21 protein-coding genes are annotated in these 21,984 nt (G+C 55.9%); 9 read left to right on the plus strand and 12 right to left on the minus strand.

Features of this window, described 5'->3' with window-relative positions:
• Nucleotides 1-15 precede the first annotated feature (15 nt).
• The 3 genes from Q0835_RS27335 to Q0835_RS27345 all read right to left on the minus strand — a co-directional run bounded on the left by Q0835_RS27335 (nucleotide 16) and on the right by Q0835_RS27345 (nucleotide 3,232).
• The gene (locus tag Q0835_RS27335) at nucleotides 16-864 is read right to left on the minus strand and encodes a carbohydrate ABC transporter permease (protein WP_298822365.1); all 849 of its coding nucleotides are present in this window, start codon (nucleotides 862-864) and stop codon (nucleotides 16-18) included.
• 1 nt (nucleotide 865) lies between these two features.
• A complete protein-coding gene (locus Q0835_RS27340) occupies nucleotides 866-1,783 on the minus strand; it encodes a sugar ABC transporter permease (RefSeq protein ID WP_298822364.1) in 918 nt (305 codons plus the stop codon).
• Nucleotides 1,784-1,972: 189 nt separating this feature from the next.
• Complete coding sequence (locus Q0835_RS27345) at nucleotides 1,973-3,232, minus strand: ABC transporter substrate-binding protein (RefSeq protein WP_298822363.1); 1,260 nt, start codon at nucleotides 3,230-3,232, stop codon at nucleotides 1,973-1,975.
• Between the two features lie 119 nt (nucleotides 3,233-3,351).
• Between Q0835_RS27345 and Q0835_RS27350 the strand changes: the two genes are divergently transcribed.
• The 9 genes from Q0835_RS27350 to Q0835_RS27390 all read left to right on the plus strand — a co-directional run bounded on the left by Q0835_RS27350 (nucleotide 3,352) and on the right by Q0835_RS27390 (nucleotide 13,243).
• Nucleotides 3,352-4,131, plus strand: coding sequence for an IclR family transcriptional regulator (locus tag Q0835_RS27350; RefSeq protein WP_152500043.1), 780 nt, complete (start codon nucleotides 3,352-3,354; stop codon nucleotides 4,129-4,131).
• 25 nt (nucleotides 4,132-4,156) lie between these two features.
• Nucleotides 4,157-5,218, plus strand: coding sequence for a sn-glycerol-3-phosphate ABC transporter ATP-binding protein UgpC (ugpC, locus tag Q0835_RS27355; RefSeq protein ID WP_298966283.1), 1,062 nt, complete (start codon nucleotides 4,157-4,159; stop codon nucleotides 5,216-5,218).
• Between the two features lie 317 nt (nucleotides 5,219-5,535).
• Nucleotides 5,536-7,128, plus strand: coding sequence for a BCCT family transporter (locus Q0835_RS27360; RefSeq protein ID WP_298822361.1), 1,593 nt, complete (start codon nucleotides 5,536-5,538; stop codon nucleotides 7,126-7,128).
• Between the two features lie 381 nt (nucleotides 7,129-7,509).
• Complete coding sequence (locus tag Q0835_RS27365) at nucleotides 7,510-8,709, plus strand: substrate-binding domain-containing protein (protein ID WP_298966285.1); 1,200 nt, start codon at nucleotides 7,510-7,512, stop codon at nucleotides 8,707-8,709.
• Nucleotides 8,710-8,840: 131 nt separating this feature from the next.
• Nucleotides 8,841-9,623 carry an ABC transporter ATP-binding protein gene (locus Q0835_RS27370; protein WP_298966287.1) on the plus strand — a complete coding sequence of 261 codons (783 nt, stop codon included), beginning with the start codon at nucleotides 8,841-8,843 and terminating at the stop codon, nucleotides 9,621-9,623.
• Nucleotides 9,623-10,348, plus strand: coding sequence for an ABC transporter ATP-binding protein (locus Q0835_RS27375; RefSeq protein ID WP_298966290.1), 726 nt, complete (start codon nucleotides 9,623-9,625; stop codon nucleotides 10,346-10,348). Before Q0835_RS27370 ends, Q0835_RS27375 begins: the two co-directional genes overlap by 1 nt.
• Nucleotides 10,345-11,373, plus strand: a complete 1,029-nt coding sequence (locus tag Q0835_RS27380) for a branched-chain amino acid ABC transporter permease (protein ID WP_298822357.1) — start codon at nucleotides 10,345-10,347, stop codon at nucleotides 11,371-11,373. The genes Q0835_RS27375 and Q0835_RS27380 overlap by 4 nt, the downstream gene beginning before the upstream one ends.
• Before the next feature lie 14 nt (nucleotides 11,374-11,387).
• Nucleotides 11,388-12,449 carry a branched-chain amino acid ABC transporter permease gene (locus tag Q0835_RS27385; RefSeq protein WP_298966293.1) on the plus strand — a complete coding sequence of 354 codons (1,062 nt, stop codon included), beginning with the start codon at nucleotides 11,388-11,390 and terminating at the stop codon, nucleotides 12,447-12,449.
• Complete coding sequence (locus Q0835_RS27390) at nucleotides 12,446-13,243, plus strand: alpha/beta fold hydrolase (RefSeq protein ID WP_298966295.1); 798 nt, start codon at nucleotides 12,446-12,448, stop codon at nucleotides 13,241-13,243. The genes Q0835_RS27385 and Q0835_RS27390 overlap by 4 nt, the downstream gene beginning before the upstream one ends.
• A 14-nt stretch (nucleotides 13,244-13,257) precedes the next feature.
• Here the strand turns inward: Q0835_RS27390 and Q0835_RS27395 are convergent, their stop codons facing one another.
• The 9 genes from Q0835_RS27395 to Q0835_RS27435 all read right to left on the minus strand — a co-directional run bounded on the left by Q0835_RS27395 (nucleotide 13,258) and on the right by Q0835_RS27435 (nucleotide 21,683).
• Nucleotides 13,258-13,509: a hypothetical protein gene (locus Q0835_RS27395; protein WP_298966297.1), complete on the minus strand. Its 252-nt coding sequence runs from the start codon at nucleotides 13,507-13,509 to the stop codon at nucleotides 13,258-13,260.
• Nucleotides 13,506-14,267, minus strand: a complete 762-nt coding sequence (locus Q0835_RS27400) for a hypothetical protein (protein ID WP_298966299.1) — start codon at nucleotides 14,265-14,267, stop codon at nucleotides 13,506-13,508. Before Q0835_RS27400 ends, Q0835_RS27395 begins: the two co-directional genes overlap by 4 nt.
• Nucleotides 14,264-15,331 (minus strand): Rieske 2Fe-2S domain-containing protein, encoded by a 1,068-nt coding sequence (locus Q0835_RS27405; protein WP_298966301.1) that lies wholly within the window; start codon nucleotides 15,329-15,331, stop codon nucleotides 14,264-14,266. The genes Q0835_RS27400 and Q0835_RS27405 overlap by 4 nt, the downstream gene beginning before the upstream one ends.
• Nucleotides 15,328-15,495, minus strand: coding sequence for a hypothetical protein (locus Q0835_RS27410; RefSeq protein ID WP_298822351.1), 168 nt, complete (start codon nucleotides 15,493-15,495; stop codon nucleotides 15,328-15,330). The genes Q0835_RS27405 and Q0835_RS27410 overlap by 4 nt, the downstream gene beginning before the upstream one ends.
• The gene (locus Q0835_RS27415) at nucleotides 15,492-15,713 is read right to left on the minus strand and encodes a hypothetical protein (RefSeq protein WP_298822350.1); all 222 of its coding nucleotides are present in this window, start codon (nucleotides 15,711-15,713) and stop codon (nucleotides 15,492-15,494) included. The genes Q0835_RS27410 and Q0835_RS27415 overlap by 4 nt, the downstream gene beginning before the upstream one ends.
• Nucleotides 15,714-15,874: 161 nt before the next feature.
• Nucleotides 15,875-17,851 carry a thiamine pyrophosphate-dependent enzyme gene (locus Q0835_RS27420; RefSeq protein ID WP_298966303.1) on the minus strand — a complete coding sequence of 659 codons (1,977 nt, stop codon included), beginning with the start codon at nucleotides 17,849-17,851 and terminating at the stop codon, nucleotides 15,875-15,877.
• A 29-nt stretch (nucleotides 17,852-17,880) separates the two neighbouring features.
• Complete coding sequence (locus Q0835_RS27425; RefSeq protein WP_298966305.1) at nucleotides 17,881-19,491, minus strand: glutamate synthase-related protein; 1,611 nt, start codon at nucleotides 19,489-19,491, stop codon at nucleotides 17,881-17,883.
• A 53-nt stretch (nucleotides 19,492-19,544) separates the two neighbouring features.
• The gene (locus Q0835_RS27430; RefSeq protein WP_298966307.1) at nucleotides 19,545-20,792 is read right to left on the minus strand and encodes a cation:proton antiporter; all 1,248 of its coding nucleotides are present in this window, start codon (nucleotides 20,790-20,792) and stop codon (nucleotides 19,545-19,547) included.
• A 153-nt stretch (nucleotides 20,793-20,945) separates the two neighbouring features.
• Nucleotides 20,946-21,683 (minus strand): DUF1194 domain-containing protein, encoded by a 738-nt coding sequence (locus Q0835_RS27435; protein WP_298966310.1) that lies wholly within the window; start codon nucleotides 21,681-21,683, stop codon nucleotides 20,946-20,948.
• Nucleotides 21,684-21,984: the final 301 nt, after the last annotated feature.

Below are 21,984 nucleotides of genomic sequence, written 5' to 3' on the forward strand. Positions count from 1 at the left end.
TCCGGAGACCGTGGATCATTTCACGGCTCCGAGTGTCAGTCCGGCAATGAAGTGCCGCTGCATCAGGAAGAACATTGCGACAGGTGGCAATGCCGCCACGAGCGAGCCGGCACTCATCAGGTGATAAGCGGCGCGATACTGGGCATTGAAGGATGTGATACCTGCGGTCACCGGCTGGCTTTCGACACCCTGGGTCAACACGACGGCCCAGAAATAGTCATTCCAGATGAAGGTGAAGATCAGCACCGAAAGTGCGGCAATGGCCGGCTTCATCAAGGGCAGAACGACAAACCAGAAGATCCGCCATTCCGCAACGCCTTCAACACGTGCAGCCTCAATAAGCTCGAAAGGCAGTGCGCGGATGAAGTTGCGCATGAAGAGCGTGCAAAAGCCGGTCTGAAAGGCGACGTGGAAGAGCACCAGACCTGTGATCGTATTGTAGAGGCCCATCTGCAATGTCAGATCGCGCACCGGAACCATCAGAATCTGGAACGGCACAAAGTTGCCGGCCACGAACATGAAGAAGATCCAGATGTTCGACTTGAACTTGTAAATCCCAAGCGCAAAGCCGGTCATGCAGGACAGGGCCACGGCTCCGATCACGGTCGGAATGGTGATCTTGAACGAGTTCAGGAGATATTGCGGCATGTCCGAGCCGGTGAAGACCAGCGCATAATTGGTAAAGCCTTCAAAGGACGAGGGCCAGCCCCAGTAATTTGCGTTGACGAAATCCGCATCGGGTTTGACGGAGAAGATCGCGACTGCAATCAGAGGCAGCAGCCACAGGATCAGGGCGAAAGGCAGAAGACTTTGATAGGTGATCTGCCAGGCTCGTGGCGAGCGTTCAATAGGTGCCGGAAACATCTCAGCGCGCCCTTTCTTCTTTGTACATCGACCAGAGGAAGTAGGCGATGAAGCCCAGCATGATCAGGAACAGGACGACTGCGATCGAAGCGCCGTAGCCCATGCGGAAACCGTATTCGGAGAGCGCAACTTCGAACATGTAGAAGCTGAGGACGCGGCTTGATCCGAACGGTCCGCCGTTTGTCATGACGGAAATCAGGTCGAAGGATCTCAATGCACCGATGATGGTAACAACGAACGCGATGAATGTTGCAGGCCGCAGCTGAGGCACAATGATGTACCAGAGCATGCGCCAGCCTTTGGCGCCGTCCAGTCGGCCTGCTTCGATCTGTTCGGGGTCAACGGCATTCAGACCCGTAAGGTAGAGGATCATGCAGTAGGCGGTCTGCGGCCATAGGCCCGCAACGATGATGCCGATGGTCACCCAATTTTCATCGCCAAGGATGTTCATAGGGGGCAAACCGACAGAGCCAAGTACAACGTTGAGGATGCCAAATGTCGGGTCATAGAACCATGTGAACACCAGGCCGACAACGACTTGGGAAATCACGAAGGGGAAAAAGAACAGGGACTTGTAAAGTCTGATCCCTGTCACCGTCTGGTTCAGAAACAATGCGATGAACAAACCAGCGGGAATGGCAGCGAGATAGAGCACCAGCCAGATGAGATTGTTCTTCAGAGACGTGTAGAAAGCCTCATCGTAGTAGAGTTCTTCGTAGTTGTTGAGACCAACAAACTCCGCCGCCCCAAGTCCATCCCAACTGAAAAGAGACAGGTTAAAGGACTGAAAGATCGGAAAGATCACATAGAACAGGAAAAACAGAATACCCGGTGCCAAAAACAGCCAGGGTGTCAGCTGCTGCTGATTTCGATGCCACCAGGAGCTTTGGCGGGTTTCTGCGACAGACGCTTGGGCCATTGTCGTTGCTCTTCTCTTGATCCGGCAGAGAGTCAGCTCATGTCACGTGCGCGTTCGCCCGATTATCAAGGGGTCGCCCGTTATCGTCACACGGCCGCGCGCTGCGAAGCCGGTCCCCGAACCTGTCGGAGAAACGATTTGGAAATGGACAGGGTGCAATGGGCACCCTGTCCGGCTCAGATGGTGAGCTTACTTGTAGATGCGCGTTTGAGCGCGATCCAAACGGTCCAGGATCTTGTCGAGATTGTCCGGCTTGACCATGAACTCCTGCAGACCTTCCATGGCAACCTTTGCCATTTCGGCCGGAGCGTCACGGTCAAAGAACTGCGCGACACCGCCCGGTGAGTTTGTTGACAGCATCTCGAAGCCCTGCTCAAGGAACTTGTCGCTGTCCACTGACGACTGGGCGTTGACCGGCAGCTGGCCGAGATTTTTACCGTCGTTGATCCAGGTCTGGACGTCCGGCGACACCGCGAATTTCAGGAATTCACGAGCAGCTTCCTTGTTCTGTGCGTTCGTCGGAATGTGGAAGGTGTCGGTCGGAGCGTCTTCAGCCTTTTCCACGCCCGGCGTGATTTCTACGAATTGGTAGAAATCGATCTGGTCGTCGGTAAGGCCCGCGTCGCGAAGCGGTGCAACGGCGAAGTTGCCCATCAGGTATGCTGCTGCATCGCCCTTGACCATAAACGGCAGCGCTTCCTGCCAGCTGTAGGTCTGGTGATTGTCGATGAAGGCACCCATGTCGATGAGTTCACGCCAATTAGCAAATGTCTGACGAACTTCGTCGGACGTCCACTTTGCGTTACCTGTCAGCAGGTCCATGTGGAAGTCGAAGCCGTTGGTGCGCATGTTCAGGTAGTCGAACCAGCCGCCAGCTGTCCAAAGGAACTTGGTGCCGATGGTGTAGCACTTCTTGCCGGCATCGATGATCTTCTGGCAGTTGGCTTTTTCTTCTTCCCAGGTGGTCGGTTCGGAAAGGCCAAGCTCGTCAAAGATGTCTTTGCGATAGTAAACGCCCCACTGATAGTAGGTGTAAGGCACGCCCCACTGCTTGCCATCAATGGTCAAAGCGCCCTTGGTCGAAGCCAGGTTGTCGCCGATTGCCGGATCTGCCCACAGGTCAGAAACGTCTTCGAAAAGGCCGGCTTCAACATAGGGACGCATGCGGTTCGCGGCATACCAGGTTGCAACATCCGGCGCATTTGCGGACAGGAAGTTACGGATCTGGGTCTTGTAGGCCTCGCGATCGATAACTGTCGTCTCGATGTTCAGGTCCGGATTTTTTTCCTGGAACTGCGAAATCATCTTTTCCATGGTCGCGCGCGGCGCCGGATTGGATGTGTCGAGGAAAATTTTCAGATCGCCTGTCAGGCCGTCGGCAGATGCTCCGCCCATTGAGGCAGCCAGAATGGCAAACGCCGCAGCGGACGTTTTCAGCATGGAACGCATGGTGTCCTCCCTTTAGGTTCCATTATGTGAAACTTAGTTTTGTATATTGATACTTTGCTGCGATCAGGTTAGGTTGTCAACAGGTCCGGCGCAAAGAAACGGACCGGGTGGAGGAAAATATGAACAAGCAGGCGACCGGCGACGGTACGGTCGGAAAGGCTCTTGAAGTGCTCGACAAAGTCGCAGCCGTGGGCCGGCCTGTGCGATTTTCCGAGCTGCTTTCCGAAAGCGCGCATCCCAAAGCGACACTCTACCGATTGCTGCAGACCCTCGTGAACCAGGGCATGCTGGCTTATGACGACAAGCAGCAGACCTATTCTCTGGGCATCCGTCTCGTAAGGCTGGCGCATGCTGCCTGGAGGCAAAGTTCTATCGCGCCGATTGCGCGCCCTTTTATCTCCGCGCTTTCCGACGAGGTTGGCGAGACGGTCCACCTGGCACAACTGGACAATGGTCAGGTGCTTTATGTCGACAAGCGCAACCCACAGAATGCGATCGACATGTTCTCGCAGGCAGGCAAGGTTGGGCCCGGGCATTGCACGGGTGTCGGTAAAGCTCTGATGGCTTTTCAGGACCCAAGCGAAATCGACCAGATTATTCAGAAACAGTCTTTCTACAGGTATACGCCGGCAACGCTTGTGACTGAGGCAGCGCTCCGTGCGGAACTTGATCAGATCAGGCAGGACGGCATTGCCTTTGACCGGGAGGAGCACGAACCCGGGATCATCTGCATTGCCGCTCCAATCCTGTCCACCAAGGGGCGGCCGGTAGGCGCGCTGTCCGTGACAACTTCAACACAGCGTAAAAATTTGGACGAACTGATGAATGCGCGTCCTGCACTTGAGCAGGCCGCTTCCAAGATTGCCGCGGCAGTCGAAGACTGGCAGTTCCCCGCGTGAACATTTCGGAGGGAGTAGAAACAAGATGTCTGGCGTAACTCTTACAAATGCCGTCAAACAGTATGGCGATCTGCAGGTGATCCATGGAGTGGATCTCCAGATCGAGCATGGTGAGTTTTGCGTCTTTGTCGGGCCTTCCGGCTGCGGCAAATCCACATTGCTCCGGATGATCGCAGGGTTGGAAGAAACAAGCTCCGGCAAGATTGAGATCGGCGGCCGCGACGTTACCAGAGTCGATCCGGCAGAGCGTGGCGTTGCCATGGTGTTTCAGACCTACGCCCTTTACCCGCATATGACGGTTGAAGAGAATATGGGCTTCGGTCTCAAGATGAACGGCCACTCCAAGACCGAGATCCATGAAAAAGTCTCTGAAGCCAGCAGGATCCTGAAGCTAGACCCGTACCTGAAACGCAAGCCGAAAGCGCTGTCCGGCGGGCAGCGTCAGCGTGTGGCAATCGGACGTGCGATCGTCCGCGGCCCGGAAGTGTTTTTGTTCGATGAACCGCTCTCGAACCTTGATGCTGAACTGCGTGTCGACATGCGTGTTGAAATTGCACGTCTGCACAAGGATATCGGCGCGACAATGATCTACGTGACGCATGATCAGGTCGAAGCCATGACGCTTGCCGACAAGATCGTCGTGCTGCGCGGAGGCATCATTGAGCAGGTCGGCTCACCGATGAACCTTTATTCCGACCCGGACAATCGTTTTGTGGCGGGCTTTATCGGGTCACCGAGCATGAATTTCGTTGAGGGCGTGGCGGACGAGGGCGCGGTTGTCGTCCCGGCATTCGGCGATATCAAAGTTCCGACATCTGTTGCTCTACCGGCCAAGGGAGAGAAGGTTCTTGTCGGACTGCGGCCTCAGCATTTCGAAATTACGCCGAGCGAAGAAGGCGCAAAAGTAGATCTTTGCGAACAATTGGGTGGTGTAGCCTACACTTACCTGGTTTGCCCGACTGGTGAGCGCGTCATCGTGGAGACAAAGGGCGAAGATCAACCGCCCGCAGACGGAACAGTTTCGGTCTCGTTCGATCCGGCGTCGGCGATGTATTTCGACATCAAGACAGAAAAACGTCTGCGCTAAGCAGAGAAAACACACCAACTGGCACCAAAGTCCTTCCTCCCGGGCTTTGGCACAAAGTGCACACGACCCCGGCAGTTTGCCGGGGTTTTTTTGAACTGCCGTCGTCTTTAGGTATGCAGTAAATACCCAAAATTGTCGGATTGGCGTTATTACGCTACGTAAAAGCGACAATTGTGACAGAATGTCCTTTCATACTTGACTGTGTCTGCTGCCCTGCGTGGACGGGCTTCTCGAAGAGCGGCGACAAGCCGCCGTCCGAAGCAACACGCATTTAACTGCCGCAGGCGGTTGGGCGGCAAAGTCTGGAGGGAATATTCATGAGTAAAACGAAGAAGATGTTGGATCCAGATCCCCGGATCATGGATTTCGACACAGAATACGAACTGGGCCAGGACAATATTCGCCCGTTCGGTCTTGATTTGCACAATCCGGTCTTCCTGGTTTCGGCGATCGTGATCGTCGGATTCGTTATGGTTGCCTTGGCAAACCAGGAAGCAGCAGCGTCCTTCTTCGGTTGGTTCAGACCCTTCCTGACAAGTACGTTCGACTGGTTTCTCATGATGTCCGTCAACATCATGGTGGTTTTCTGTTTCTTTCTTGCGCTGTCGCCCCTGGGGAAGGTGAGGATCGGCGGCAAGGATGCGGTTCCCGACTATTCCTACGCGGGATGGATCGCGATGCTGTTTTCCGCGGGCATTGGTATCGGACTGTTGTTTTTCGGCGTTCTGGAGCCGATGTACTATTCGATTCCGGAGCTCAACACATTGCCACTCGGGTCCGATCCGTCGCTTCCGGGCAATGAGAACATGGGCATTGTCGGCACCGTCTATCACTGGGGCATCAGTGGTTGGGCGGTCTATGTGGTCGTTGGGCTGTGCCTTGCGATTTTCTGCTACAACCTTGGTCTACCTCTGACGCTGCGGTCGGCCTTTTATCCGATTTTCGGCGAACGCGTTTGGGGGTGGCCAGGTCATGTGATCGACACGCTGGCGGTTTTTGCAACCCTGTTCGGTCTGACCACATCTCTTGGTCTGGGAGCACAGCAGGTTGCTGCCGGTCTGAACGACGTGTTTGGAATTCCAGTCTCAAGTTCACTGGTCGTCTGGCTGATCCTCGGCATCACGGCGATTGCGCTCGGATCCGTGCTTCTTGGCATGGACGCAGGCGTGAAGCGGCTCTCCGAGATCAACATGATCATGGCGGCCTGCCTCTTCGTTTTCGTTCTGCTTGTGGGCCCGACCGTTGACCTCATCGCTCAATTCGGTGGCGTGCTCAAAGACTATGCTGTTGCCTTCGTTCCGCTGTCCAACCCGTTCGGCCGGGATGATTTGGGCTACATGCACGGCTGGACCACCTTCTATTGGGCTTGGTGGATCGCCTGGTCACCATTTGTCGGCATGTTCATCGCGCGTATTTCTAAAGGACGGACCGTTCGTGAGTTCATTCTCTGCGTCTTGATTGCACCCTCACTGGTCTGCGCACTCTGGATGACCGTTTTCGGTGGTCTTGCTCTCGACCAATTGGCGAACGGCTATTCCGGGGCAAAAGACGTGGTGGTGGCCTATCAGCCAGAGCTGTCTCTTTTCCGTATGCTGGATCAGCTTCCGCTCTACAACATTATCGCGCCGATCTCGCTGGTCCTGATCGTGATCTTCTTCGTGACGTCGTCGGACTCCGGTTCGTTGGTCATCGACACGATCACCGCAGGCGGAAAAATGGATGCCCCGGTCGCACAGCGCGTGTTCTGGTGCACATTTGAAGGCCTGGTTGCGATTGCGCTTCTGCTCGGCGGAGGGCTCAACGCACTTCAAGGAGCGGCGGTCTCCATGGGGATTCCCTTCACCCTGGTCGTTCTGGCGATGTGCTATTGCCTCTACAAAGCACTTCGATCGGAACGGCAAAAAATGTGAATTCGACGCAAAAGGCGCGCTACGGCGCGCCTTTTTATTTGGGCGGCCTGCATCTTGCGGCCGCCCAACTTTTTGGCGAGTTGCCAGATAGGCAGAACTCATTGTGTTGTGAGCATGTCACATGGGCCGTGCCAGACTGAATGCCGGGTACAGTCCTCGTTTCCGGCTGGTTACACCAGAACCCTGAATATCTCTCCGATCGCGCTCCAGGCGGAAAGCGCACGCCTGCAAAACAATGCCTTTCGCGCTTCTGCACCTTGACATGAATACTGATTCAGGTTTCATATTGTTAAGCGTTGGGCGAAACGACGGCGTTTTCTTCGGGCTGGAAACAATCTGAGGTTACCTGCCGCGCCTTTGCGCAAAACGGGAGGAGCATTCATGACCAAGCAGTTTACCCGCTGGGCACTGCCGCTTTTGGCCGGCCTCGGCCTTGTGGCATCAGGGTTCGTTGGCGCATTTGCAGAAGAAATCAAGATCGCCCATGTCTATGGGAAGACGGGTCCGTTCGAGGCCTATGCCAAACAGTCTCACACGGGCCTGATGATGGGGCTGGAGTTTGCCACCGACGGTACGATGGAGATCGACGGCCGCAAGATCGTGGTCATCGAAAAGGACACCCAGTTGAAACCGGATATCGGGAAAGCAGTCCTTGCGGAGGCCTATGGCGATGACGAAGTGGATCTGGCCGTTGGACCAGTCTCTTCCGGTGTGGCACTCGCCATGCTGCCTGTGGCTGAGGAATATGAGAAGCTGCTTATTGTTGAACCCGCTGTTGCCGATTCCATCACTGGAGAAAACTGGAACCGGTATGTGTTCCGCACCTCCAGGAACTCTTCTCAAGATGCCATCGCAAATGCGGTTGCTCTAGGCCAGGAAGGTGTCTCGGTCGCGACGCTGGCACAGGACTATGCCTTTGGCCGCGACGGTGTCGCTGCGTTTAAGGAAGCTTTGGAAGGCACCGGTGCAAATCTGGTTTTCGAGGAATACGCACCTACGGACACGAAAGACTTCACGGCAAATGCACAACGCATTTTCGATGCGCTGAAGGATGAACCAGGCCGCAAGTTCCTGTTTGTCATCTGGGCCGGGGGCGGCAACCCGATCAGCAAGATCAAGGCAATGGAACCGGAGCGCTTCGGCGTTGAAATTGCGACCGGGGGAAACATTCTGGCTGCTATGAAGGCCTACAAGGAATTGCCGGGCATGGAAGGCGCCACCTATTACTACTACGAAATCCCCAAGAACCCAGTGAACGATTGGTTGGTTGCCGAGCATCAGAAACGGTTTGACGCACCACCGGATTTCTTCACGGCAGGCGGCATGTCGGCAGGTATTGCGATTGTTGAAGGCATCCGGAAAGCCGGTTCGACCGACACAGAAGAGCTGATCGCCGCGATGGAAGGCATGGAATTCAAAACGCCAAAAGGCAAGATGTTGTTCCGTGCCGAAGATCACCAGGCACTGCAGCCCATGTACCATTTCAAGATCAAGGTCGATCCGGACGTAGAATGGGGTGTGCCTGAACTGGTGCGCGAACTTAAAATAGAAGACATGGATATCCCCGTCCGAAATCAGTGATCCGCACGTGCAGAGGCTATCAGCCTTCGCACAGCTGGCCCCATCACATCTCGCCCCGGCTGGGTGCTCACTGTCCAGCCGGGTCACACGCCGCTAGCTTTTGCCTTTGACCTGACCTGGGAACACGTGCCGTGACCAAGGAACACCCCATTCTTGAAACGAGAGACCTCACAATACGTTTCGGAGGACATGTTGCGGTCGACCATGTCAGTTGCAGTTTTGACCGGGGAACTCTGACGGCCATCGTCGGGCCCAACGGGGCCGGTAAAACCACCTATTTCAACCTGATTTCAGGTCAACTTTCTGCCACGAGCGGAAGCGTTTGGCTGAATGGCGAGGCCATCACCAGACTGTCGGTTCCAGAACGTACCGACAGGGGAATCGGCCGGGCTTTTCAACTGACCAATCTCTTTCCGACCTTGAGTGTGCGGGAAAACGTCCGGCTGGTCGCTCAGGCCAAGGCTCGAAAAGGGTTCGATCTTTTTTCCATTGCTGAAAGCCACGTTGAATTGCTTGAGCGCGCCGACCACGTACTTTCCGAAGTCCGGCTCATTGATCAGGCCGAACAGCTCGTGTCGGCCTTGCCGCATGGTGACCAGCGTAAGCTGGAGGTTGCGCTCTTGATCGCACTTGGCCCTCAGGTGCTCATGTTTGACGAGCCTACAGCGGGCATGAGCGTTGATGAAGTGCCGGTCATCCTGGAACTGATCCAGAAACTCAAAGCCGATATGGATCGCACGATCCTGCTCGTCGAACACAAAATGGATGTGATCCGAACACTCGCTGACAGGATCATCGTTCTGCACAACGGTGCTCTGGTCGCAGATGGCGAACCGGCGGAAGTGATCGCGTTACCCATCGTCCAGGAAGCTTATCTTGGCAAAGCGCCTGCAGAACCTGCGGAGGTGGCGTAGTGCCCGATACTTTGCTTTCGCTCTCTGGCGTTCACACCCATATCGGGCCTTACCATATTCTACAGGGGGTGGACCTTCTCGTTCCCGAAGGTGGTGTTACCGTGCTGCTTGGGCGAAACGGTGCCGGTAAGACCACGACGTTGCGCACCATTATGGGACTGTGGACCGCAAGCCAGGGGGACATCCGGTTTGTGGATCATGTCATCACCAAGCTGGCAACGCCGGAGATTTCGAGGCGTGGTATCGCGTTTGTGCCCGAAGATATGGGTATCTTTACCGATTTGACCGTCGCCGAAAACATGATGCTTGCCGCATCGAACGGTCCGATCGACGAAAAACGCCTTTCCTGGATAACCGATCTGTTTCCGCCAATCGGCACTTTCTGGAAATCGTCTGCCGGTACCTTGTCCGGAGGACAGAAACAGATGCTGTCTGTCGCGCGCGCAATCATTGAACCCCGACGCCTGATCCTCATCGATGAGCCGACCAAGGGTCTTGCTCCTGCGATCATCAAGTCGATGACGGATGCGCTGAAGGAGTTGAAGGAAACGGACACCACCATCCTTCTCGTTGAACAGAATTTCGCGATGGCCTCCAGCATTGGCGACACTGTTGCCGTCATGGATGACGGTCGCATCATTCACTCCGGCGACATGCAGGAACTTGTTGAAGACACTGCCCTTCAGGAAAAGCTGATGGGACTTACGCTGGAGGTCCATCAATGAGCGACACTTCGATCAAACCGCGTATCGAGAAAGTTCCGCTGAGCGAACAGTTCTTCCAGAAACTGCCTGTCATGCTGGTTCCCTTGCTGGCTTTGGCAGGACTGCTTGCCATCGGAAATCCGGCAAGTTGGCTGACACTGACTGTCGCAGGTCTTGCCATGGGCATGATGATTTTCATTATGGCCTCGGGTTTGACAGTGGTTTTCGGGCTTATGGACGTCATCAATTTCGGTCACGGGGCCTTCGTGGCCATCGGGGCCTTTGTGGGCTTCACGGTTCTGGCGTGGCTCGCGGGCTGGACGGAATCGCCGAGCGTCCTCCTAAATCTTTTCGCCGTTCTGATCGCGATCCTTGCCGCCATGCTGGTGACCGGATTGCTTGGATATGCATTTGAACGGGTCATCGTAATGCCGGTCTACGGCGAACACCTGAAGCAGATCCTCGTTACCATGGGTGGGCTGATTGTTGCCCAGCAGATGATCTACGTCGTCTGGGGGCCGGATGAACTTCATATTTCGCGTCCCGAAGCCTTCCAGGGCTCACTCATATTTGGCGAGGCCGCGATCGAAAAATACAGGCTTGTCGCCGTTGGCATAGGGTTGGCGTTGTTCCTGGCCATGCGGCATATCCTGCAAAACACCAAAGTCGGCCTGCTGGTTCGTGCCGGTGTTGAAAACGGCGAGATGGTCGAAGCTCTTGGCTATCGGATCCGCCGCCTTTTCCTGATCGTTTTCATGACCGGATCGGCATTGGCCGGATTGGGCGGTGTCATGTGGGGCCTCTATCAGGAAACAATTACCGCTCACATGGGCTCGGAGATCATGGTTCTTGTTTTCATCGTGGTGATCATCGGCGGATTGGGTTCTGTGGAAGGCTGTTTCATCGGAGCGCTCATGGTTGGCCTCCTGGCCAATTACACAGCCTTTCTGGCTCCAAAGGTGGCTTTGATTTCGACCATCGCTCTGATGGTGGTGATCCTGATGTGGCGACCTCAAGGCCTTTATCCGGTCGTCAAGGCAAAGTAGGGCGGGCGAAAAGCATGTTGACGAAACTTCTTTCCGGTGACACGCCACGCAGTAGCCTTTTGACGGTTATCCTGCTGATCGTGCTGGTTTGCCTGGCGTTTGCTCCATTTCTTTTTCCAGGAACAAAGTCGCTGGAGACGGCGGCAAGGATCTGCATCTTCATTGTGCTGGTTGCCAGCTACGATTTGTTGCTCGGCTATGCGGGGATCGTGTCTTTTGCGCACACGATGTTTTTCGGGATTGGGGCCTACGGGACGGCCCTGGCTCTTTCCGCGACGGGACCAAGCTATGTCTCACTTGCCTGGGGAACTTTAGCCGGCGCTGTTCTGGCAGCGGTTTTCGCACTTGCCATCGGCCTCTTCTCATTGCGGGTGAAGGCAATATTCTTTGCGATGGTAACGTTGGCGGTCGCGAGTGCCTTTGCCGTTCTGGTATCGCAAATGTCCTGGCTGACAGGTGGTGAAGATGGCTTGAACTACAAGATCCCACGGGAGCTCACGCCCGCTTTCAAGCTCGTCGAGGAGAAGGTCCTAGACGTTCGGATCAATGGCAAGTTGCTCGCCTACTATCTTGTCTTCTTTGCATCCGCATTCCTGTTCCTGGTCATGCTGAGGATCGTCAATTCCCCCTTCGGGCGAACCCTGAAGGCGGTGCGTGACAATGCCTTCAGGGCAGAAGCAATCGGTTATCGTGTCGTCTGGTATCGAACCACAGCAACCGTGCTTTCCGCGGTGATGGCGGCACTGGCGGGTTCCCTGCTCGCTGTCTGGCTGCGCTACACAGGTCCTGCTACAACCCTCTCAATGGAAATCATGATCGACATTCTCTTGATGGTCGTGATAGGAGGCATGGGCACGCTCTATGGTGCAGTGTTGGGGGCGACGCTGTTCATACTGGCGCAAACCTATCTGCAGAATCTGATGGGTATCGCTTCGGAAGCCACCAGCGCGGTGCCATTTCTCTCGACGCTGGTTGCACCGGAACGCTGGCTGCTCTGGCTGGGCGTGTTGTTTGTTTTGTCGGTGTATTTCTTCCCGTCGGGGATCGTCGGGCGATTGAGGGCAGGGCGTGCGTGAGCACCAATTCGCTTTATATCCGGGATGAGGGAAACGGCCGGCCACTGGTACTGGTGCATGGATGGTCTTGTCCCGGGCAGTTCTTTGAAGCTCAGTCACTTGCCTTGAAAATTCACGCCCGCTGCATTGTCCCGGATCTTCCCGGTCACGGTAGAACCGGGAGCTATTCCTCACTGAGTATCGAAGCGTCTGCCGATGCGCTTTACGAGTACCTGCTTGCCGAAGATCTCAGTGATATTGTGCTGTGCGGCTGGTCGATGGGCGCGCTGGTGGCTTATTCCTTGATAGAGCGCCATGGCCCGGACCGATTTTCTTCGGTCGTTGCCATCGACATGACGCCGAAAGTCCTTAATGACGCAGCCTGGTCAAATGGTACGCTGAATGGTCTGGACGCTTCTCAAAACGCGCACGTGATCGAGGGGATTGTTGCCGATTGGTCCAAGCTTCCGGGCCGGATTGCGCGGCGCTTATTTGCAGCTGGCCTGCCGATTGATCCGGAGTTGGTCAAAAGGGTTGCCACGGAAATTGCGCATGAGGACCCAAGCTTGCTGCGGCAAATGTGGGTGTCGCTGACAGCGCAGGATTTCAGGCCATTGCTAAAGTCCTTCCCGCTTCCCCTTCATCTTGCTTCAGGCGCGCGAAGCCAGCTTTACGGTTGCGGGGTCCGCCAATGGCATGAGGACAATGTGCCCGATCTTCGTTTGCACCAGTTCAAGGATGCCGGACATGCTCCGCATCTGGAGCAGACGAAGGCGTTCAATCAGTTTCTCCTGGATGTCGTTCTCTCGGACTGATGCCACGTCTCGGATCAGTGCCTATTGCCAAATTTTGACAGAACAAACCCAATAATCCGGTCAAGAAACGTAAGCACGAGAAACACCGCCAACAGGCCGATGAAAAAGCGCATGTCCGTAAGCAAGGTTCCCTTTGTCAGCTCAAGCATGCGCACGCTCGAATTGGCATAGATCCAGACATAGTAAGCGGTTGCCGCAAGTGCTCCGGTCAGAACGAGAGACACCAGGATCGTCTGCCAGGCTGGCTTTTGAGGTGTCTCGCTCATTTCAAGATCCTTGCGGTTGCCAGATCCACTTTGAAGACCATCAGATCATCCAGTCTTTCGACTTCGCCCTCAATCTCGATATAGAGCGCGAGCAGCGACTTGATTTCGTCACCAAGAAGATTGCCGTCCTGGTCGGCCATCATGAAAAAGTTGCGGTTTTCGACGGAGCCGGACGAAACGAAAACCGGCGGAATACCCCCAGTCAGGCAAAGATCGGCACATGCCTTGTGAGCAAGGCCCCGGCCTGGCCGCATAGCGCCGGCGTAGCACTTGCCGTCACAGATCTCGCCAGCGAGTTTCCAGCGGCCAAGTGGAACCGCCTCGCTGGGTGAAAATTCTGCGGTTTCACCTTCAACGGCCTCAACGCGACCGACCTGAACCATTGTCAGGTCGCCCCGATTTACCGGAACACCGCGTATTGAAACGGTAGTCCCCTTATGGGTTTCAGCCTGATTGAAGACGCCCCGCTTGCCTTGACCGGCCAACATGTAGGTTCTTGCGGGCGCTTCTTCATTGGCCGGCACCCGAAACACCGGGTATGGCCTCAATTCCAATATGCCCGCGGTTTCAAATCGGTTTCCCCACTGGAAGCCACCGGCACCAGGGTCGTTTTGCGTGGAGGAAAGAGCCAGTGCGGCGAGACCGAGACCCGCAACGAAGCAGACGGAGAAAACCCCCAGGAACATTACAAGAGTTTTGGGGACCGCGTTCAGATAGCCGACAAAAAACGGCGCGTCTTTGGTCTGTCTCCAGGTCATGCCGCTTCTCCTATCTCAACGGGCTCGACATAGGTGCCCGGTGGTTGAGGATTGGGGTCGAGCAGAACGGTCGATCCGATCAGTTTGAGCCGGTAGGTCGAAATCTTCTCTGTGAAAGGTTCGGGCGCACGTCCGTCGGCGAGATTGTACTGGTAGCCGTGCCAGGGGCAGGTAATGCATCCCCAAAGTACCTTGCCTTCGCCGAGCGGGCCGTTCTGGTGTGCACAGGCGTTGGTGATCGCCGACAGCTTGCCATCATATTTGAAGATTGCGACGCGCTCGTCCTCAGTGAGGGTGACGACCTTTGCGCAATCGTCGTCGATCTCTTCCAGCTCTCCGGCAACGACCCATCCGGCCTCCTGGAGCGAGGCCTTCGCCGTTGCCTCACCGCGTTCCCTTCGAGCTTCCATGCGTCCGGTCGCAAAATGCAGGCCGCAGACAAGAACAACGCTGGCTGCCACAACACTGGTGAAGATCGGGTCTGCCGGGCCTTGCAGAGCTCCTAGGGCAACATGAAGCACAACGAAGGTATAAGCGGCATAGATGGACATATGCAGCGCTTTCCAGATTGGTGCTCCCAGAAAACTCAGCCAGAAGTCATGGCTGGTTGCTGCCAGGACAAACAGGATTATCAAGGCCGCAATGCCAAGGGCTTCGAAAGGGAAGCCGAGCAGCTGCCCATAGTTGGTGTTGGAGTTCAGCAAGGCGACATAGCGGTCCGTCGGCGAAAAATTGAAGTACCATGTCAGCACATAGTTCGCGTGGACGGCGGCAATGCCAGCGGTCATGACACCGAAGTGGCGGCGATTATAGAGCAATGGCAGGAACCGGCGGTCGAGACGAGCGAGAGGTCCGATGCACAAGATCACCGTCAGCATTAAAAACGCGCAGCTTCCGAAGGCGCGCATCCTCAAAATAGCGCCATCAATCGGCTTGGTAACATCTTCAAACATCGGGCCGACACGAATGAAGATGTAGAGATAAAGAGCAACTGCAATCAGCAGCACTGCATCATAGAAGATCTTGTTCCGGTTCCAGATGACGGGCGTATATTGAACACTCATTGCGCGGCCTCCCCGGAGCCGCTTTCTGGGGCTTCGATCAAGACGGCCGGACGGTCAACCGGAGGTGTTTGCCGCAAGGCGAGAATCGTGAAGAAAACGAGAGGAAGCAAGATGCCAAGAATTGTCCAGATCCTGGCATGAGCTGTACGGTGGGCACGTTTCATCGCCTCGCCTCCCCGTGCTTTTCAAGCACGAACCAACGATAGAGAACCAGAGGCCAGATCAGGCAGATACCCGGAATGAGCAGAGGCCGGAAAGCGTAGGACCCGCGCGAGGACGGCTCTATCCGGTCAATACCGATTACCAGGAACAGGATCGCAACAACACCACCTGCCATCAGGTAGTACCGGCCTATTTCGATCAATAATTCTGCTGTTTGCAATTTGCGGCTCCAGCTTTTTCAACTTTGCGTCTTGTCACACCGGTCAAGCGGCCGGTGTCCAGTAAACACCAGCCGTTTGTCGTTTGCACCGGTAAAGACCGTTGGCAGTCGGCATCCGGTTTTGTCTCAGCGCAAGCACGGATGACAAAGTTATGACCTCCTCAAACCAGATCGGCGTCGGTGATGATTTCCACCAGAGACGGGCCATTGTGCGCGATTGCCTCGGCAATGGCACTCTTCAGATCGGTGCTGTCGGTTACTCTGTGACCTTGTCCACCGCAAAGGCGCGCAAAGGCCGCGAAGGACGGATTGGTGAGGTTGGTTTCCCAGACAGGCCATTCACCGGAACGCTGTTCCTTCGAGATCTTGCCGAGCTCGGAGTTGTTCAGAAGGATATGCGTGATGTTCATCCCGTATTTTACGGCGGTGGTGAATTCCATCGCGTATTGACCGAAGCCGCCGTCTCCGGAGATCGAGATGACCTTGCGGCCCCGATACTGTTCGAAGTCCTGGGTGGCGCACCAGGCGCCAATGGCTGCGGGCAGGCCAAAGCCGATTGAACCGAGATAGCCGGACATCAAAATACGCTGACCGCGCGGTTCAAAATAGCGGCCGAAGGAATAGGTGTTGTTTCCGACATCGACGGGAATGATCGCGTCTTCCGGGCACACTTCACTCAAGACCTTGAAGATTGCTGCCGAGTGAATGCCCTGGCCGCGCTCTTCAGTAAGCCGGCGCTCCTTTTCCTCACGCCAGATCTGCCAGCGTTCCACGAGTTCGGAAACCTGATTGGCGGCGTCCGGTCTCTTTGCCACCTGTGGAAGGACTGCTTCACAGAAAGTCCCGATCTCTCCCCAGACCGGCAAGGTGACAGGATGGAATTTTCCGAGTTGCATGCGTTCAAAGTCGACCTGAATGATCGGCTTGTAGGGTGCAATACCGGTGTGGTTAGCAAAAGAAGATCCAAGAGAAACAATCAGGTCCGCCTCGTTCATGAACCAGCTTGCAATCGGTGTTCCGGATCGGCCAAGAACGCCGGCGGCAAGCGGGTGCGTATCCGGGATCAATCCCTTGCCCTTGAATGTCGTCATCACCGGTGCGCCGATTTTCTCGGCGAGCGCAATTACCTTGTCTCTGACATCCTTGGCGCCATAACCAAGCACGATCGCAGGGCGCTTTGCGCCGTTGATCATTTCCATGGCTTTGGCCAGGTCATCTGACGACGGTGTCACCTCCGAGCCGCCAATTCGTCCGTCAGGAGATCCGGCGTCTTTCTCGCTCGGGATCGTCTGGACGTCGTCTGGAAAGATCAGGTTTGAGACATCCCGCTCAACGATTGCCGTCTTGAGCGCCAGTGACATGAGCTCTGCATGGTTGGAGGTGCTGAGGACGGGTTGCGAGAACCGCGATACAGCGTCGAAGGCCGATTTAAGATCAATGTCCTGAAATGCGCCCGGTCCGAAGACCTGCGTCTGGACCTGGCCGGTCAGGGCCAGAACCGGTGCCCGGTCCACCTTCGCATCCCAAAGACCTGTCAAAAGATTTGTCGCGCCCGGCCCAGCAATTGTCAGACAGCCCGCCGGCATGCCTGTCAACTTGCCATAGGCAGACGCTGCGAATGCCGCTGCGCCTTCGTGCCGGATACCGACATAGCCAAGTTTGCCCCTGTTGACCTGGAGGCGAATGGCATCTGCAAGCCCGAGGTTGGAGTGGCCAACCATGCCAAAGACACGTTTGACGCCCCAATTCACCATGGTCTCAGCCATCACGTCGGTGACTGTCCGCTCGTGCTCCGGTTCAGCTTCTATCCCGACAAAAATCTCGCCGTTCTCGATCCTGAGCGGGTAAACCTTCTGGCCTGAGTCTTCGTGGCCGCCGGGAGGGGCTCCGGTCAGCGGGTCGAAATCCCATCCGTGCCACGGGCACCGGATCCAGCATTTGCCGTCGGTGCCCTTTTCAATCGAGCCCTCCCCGAGGGGGCCGCGCTGATGCGGGCAATGATTGTCCATCGCAGCCCATTGGCCGTCGAAATGCGACAAGCAGATGGAAGTGGTTCTTGCGGTGACGGTCTTGACCCGGCCTTCCGGCAGATCATCGACATGTGCGACTTTGATCCAGTCGAGATTTTGAGCGTCCATTTGCTGGTCTCCCTAGAAGTCGGTCCGTGTTAGGCAACGCCGCCAAAGGCTACACCGGAAAGATCCGCAATTTCCCGTTTCCAGGTTGTCAGATCCTCCTCACAAAACTGGTTGAGGTGGGAATAGCCGCAGGCGCGCGCCATCACCTGCATCAGCTCCACAGAGGCATCAAAGAAATTGGTCAGCTGTCGGGCTGACTTCTCGATTTGCAGGCGATTGACCAAATGAGGTTTTTGCGTCGCGATCCCAACAGGACAATTGTTGGTGTGACAGGCACGCATTGCAATGCAACCGATCGCCTGCATGGCCGAGTTGGAAATGGCAACGGCATCTGCGCCGAGGGCCAGTGCCTTAAGGAAGTCAGCCGGTTTGCGAAGGCCGCCTGTGATCACAAGGGTCACATCGCGCCGTCCGAGCCTGTCCAGATGCCGCCGGGCGCGGGCAAGGGCCGGAATAGTCGGCACCGAGATGTTGTCCCGGAAAATGATCGGGGCCGCGCCCGTTCCACCACCCCGGCCGTCCAGAATGATGTAGTCAACGCCAACTTCCAGCGCGGCATCAATGTCCTTCTCGATGTGCTGGGCCGACAGCTTGTAACCGATCGGTATGCCGCCGGTGCGGCTGCGAACTTCGTCGGCAAATTCCTTAATCTGCGAAACTTCCGTCCAGTCGGGGAAACGCGGAGGAGAGATCGCGTCCTCTCCTTCATTCAATCCGCGAACCTCTGCGATCTTGCCCTTCACTTTTGAACCGGGCAAATGGCCGCCCGTGCCGGTCTTGGCACCTTGGCCACCCTTGAAATGGAAGGCTTGCACCTTGTTGAGTTTGTCCCACTCGAAGCCGAAACGTGCTGAAGCCAACTCATAGAAATATCGCGAATTCGCTTCCTGTTCTTCAGGCAACATGCCGCCTTCACCTGAGCAGATGCCGGTGCCTGCAAGTTCGGCGCCGCGCGCCAATGCGACCTTTGCCGGTTCGGACAATGCGCCATAACTCATGTCCGAAACGAAGAGCGGTATCTTTAGGCGCAGCGGTTTTTGGGCATTGGGTCCGATCACCACATCCGTTCCGACCGGATCATCGTCCAGAAGAGGCGGGCGGTGCAGCTGAGCAGTCAGAATTTGAATGTCGTCCCAGTCGGGCAACTGCGTTCTCGGTACGCCCATTGCGTCGACCCGCCCGTGATGGCCGGTTTTGGTGAGGGCGTCACGGGCGTATTGCTGGATGAGGCCATTGTAGGGTTCTTCTTCCGTGCCGTGGCTGGTGTCGGCATAAAGGCCGAGATACTGGTCGCGGTTGAAGGGTTGCGGATGCTCTTTTGCCCATGCGGTAATCTCGCCTTCATCGACAACAACTTTGTCGTCCTCGATCCAGCTGGAAAACTTCGGAAGAACTTCGGAGTTGTTGTATTCGGAGACGCCGCTATCGAGCCGGTAATCCCAGTAGTGCAGCCCGCAAATCAGATTGTCGCCGTCGACATATCCATCCGACATCAGAGCACCACGATGGAGGCAGCGCCCATAGAAAACAGAGACATCGTCGTCGAACCGGACGACAACCAGATCAACGTTTGCGACAAGCGCATATTGAGGGTCCCGGTCTGCCAGTTCGCTCAGATTTGCTACCACTGTCTTCTTCATTTTTTCCCCCGGCTACCGGCTCTATTGCCTTGGCTTATTGAAAATGTGCGCCATCAGTCTGGCTGTGTTTCCGGCCGCATCGATGGAACACTGACCATCTCCGCAGCTTCATCTTGTTTTGACATGCGTGCACCGTACCACTTGGCAAACGGTACCGCCGTCACGCCGTGAAGCACAGCACTGATCCAGACGGCGTTGACGGCAAGGTTGAGCAGCTGCTCACCGATTTCATGATCGATCTGATCAACGACGAGCAGGGCAAACAGAGCTGTCGCCAGGCCACGCGGGCCGAACCAGCCAAAGAAAAGTTTTGTCAGAGGCGAAGCGTCCGTGCCACTGAGCGACAGCCAAACGGCAAGCGGGCGCACAACAAAGAGGCTGATCAGGATGATTGCCAGGCTTCCACCGTCAAGATGGGAAATTGCAGTTGGAACGAGGGCAAGTCCAATCAGGAAAAAAGCGCCCCAGGCCAGCATCTGGCCTTCGCTTTCAGTGAATTCGTAAATGAATGCGCACTGGCCCTTGATGACATTGCCGAAGAAGAGGCCGGCAACAAATGCTGAGATAAAGCCATTGCCGTCGACAAGACCGGCGGCCAGATAGGCGCCACCTGCCATGGCGATAGCGCCAATACCTTCAATAGTCGCTGTCGTCATCTTGCGCTGTTTCGCCGCCAGGAACAAAATGCCGCCGACCGCGCCAACAACACCTCCGACAAGCGGCCCCAGTACAACCTGTTTTGCGCCGAAGACCAGCCAGTTCGTTGCGGTGGGCTGCATCATTTCACCTGCGAGGCTGGCAAAGAGCAGTATTACGGGTAATGCCAGACCGTCGTTCAGTCCGCTTTCCAGCGTAAGCGCTCTGCGCACCCGCTCAGGAACGGCCTTGTTGGTGACGACGGCTTGCCCAAGAGCGGCATCGGTTGGTGCGAGGAGAGCTGCGGCCAGGGCCGCGACGATCAAGGGTTCAGCGGAAAAGAACGGCGCTGCGGAAGCCGTGCCCAGAACCACTGCCAACGGGAGGCCGATAAGCAGCATGCGCAGTGGCCATTGGTGGCGTTTCCGAATTGCCTGAAGGTTGATTTGGGCCGCGTCCAGGAACAGCAGGATGATCAACGCAAGTTCGGCCACGATATGCAGCAGGTGCTCTGCGTCCTGAAAGGGAAACATTCCCGTTTGAGACATTAAAAATCCAAAGCCGATAAACAGCATCGGCGCTGTCAATATGCTTTTGGAAAGCGTTTTTGCCAGCAAAGTGTAACTCACCGTAAACATTGCCAGCATCAAAAGACCGGTGGCCATGAATGCACTCTCTCCCAAAGCCCACGGCGGTATTTAGGCTCGATGGCACCGCAGGCTCAAATCATAACCCGATGACACTCGTGTGTGGCAACTGTGAATTTGCCCGAGGTCAGGCTTGCGGGGCGCTGGCCATAGATCGGCGAGAGAGCATTCTTATTGGGCTTGCGCGAAACGCTGCAGGATCTTGTCAGCGTCTTCCGGGCGTGCAGCAATTTCGAGAATCAGTTTCTTGCGCACGGCATCTGCAAAAGTTGCAGCGCTGTCGGCCGTCACCACGAAAGCTGCAGGACCGCCGATGATGTCCTGATGGAACCTTTCCTCAAGGTCGTAAGCCACCGGGCGCCCGGAACAATGACGGCACAGAACGGCGAGGCCGTTGATCACGATCCCTGATGAAACGACAGTTTCTCTGGCCTCGTGAATGGTCGGGCCGTTCCAGTTGTTGGCACTGTCGGCGGACAGATCGATGACGCGTCGCAGCCCGGTATAGGCGTTGGTGTCGATCAATTCCTTGCCTTTGAGCAGAGCTGCGCCAATCGCGTTCCGTCCGAACGCGCGGCGCGGTGGCTCCAAAAGCCTTGCCGCAAAGTCTTCCGCAGATGCCTTGCCGTCTATGACCGTCCAGTCGACAACAACGTCCTGCGAAAACATGTCGGCCCATTCAACATAGGTGACAACGATCTTGCCGTAAGCATTGCTGGCAATGGCGCTCAGTACTGACGGATCCGTGATCGCTTCGGCATAACCTTGCCTTTGGAAAAGGATCTCAGCGTCGTCAATCGAGCCGGTCGCGTCGGCCAGAAGCACGAGTTCGAGGTCGAGTTCTTCAGATACGGCAGGCGCCGCCGTGAGAAAACACCAGGCAAACACCAGAACCGCAATCCGTTTCATATGCCCCTCCTATCAGGCCGTTCACCTGCAGAAGCTAGGGCAGCAAGCGGAAAAAGGAAAATGTGGCTCATTGCGCCAGGTACAGGCCAGCTCAAACTTTGAGAGTAACTCCGCGCGCGATTCAAGTTTTCAACACACTTCCTTGCATCTTTAAGGGCGCATTTGAGGAGAAATATGTTGGAGATCAGTTTGCCATTCGCAAAAAGGATCGCAAGCCCGCTCATTTTAGTATCCACGCCTTGGAGGAAACCCCTCGTCTTCAGACGAGCCCGCTTTAGCGTGAAGTGAATAAGAATGACCA

This window comes from uncultured Roseibium sp. (assembly GCF_947499295.1).
Taxonomy (GTDB): domain Bacteria; phylum Pseudomonadota; class Alphaproteobacteria; order Rhizobiales; family Stappiaceae; genus Roseibium.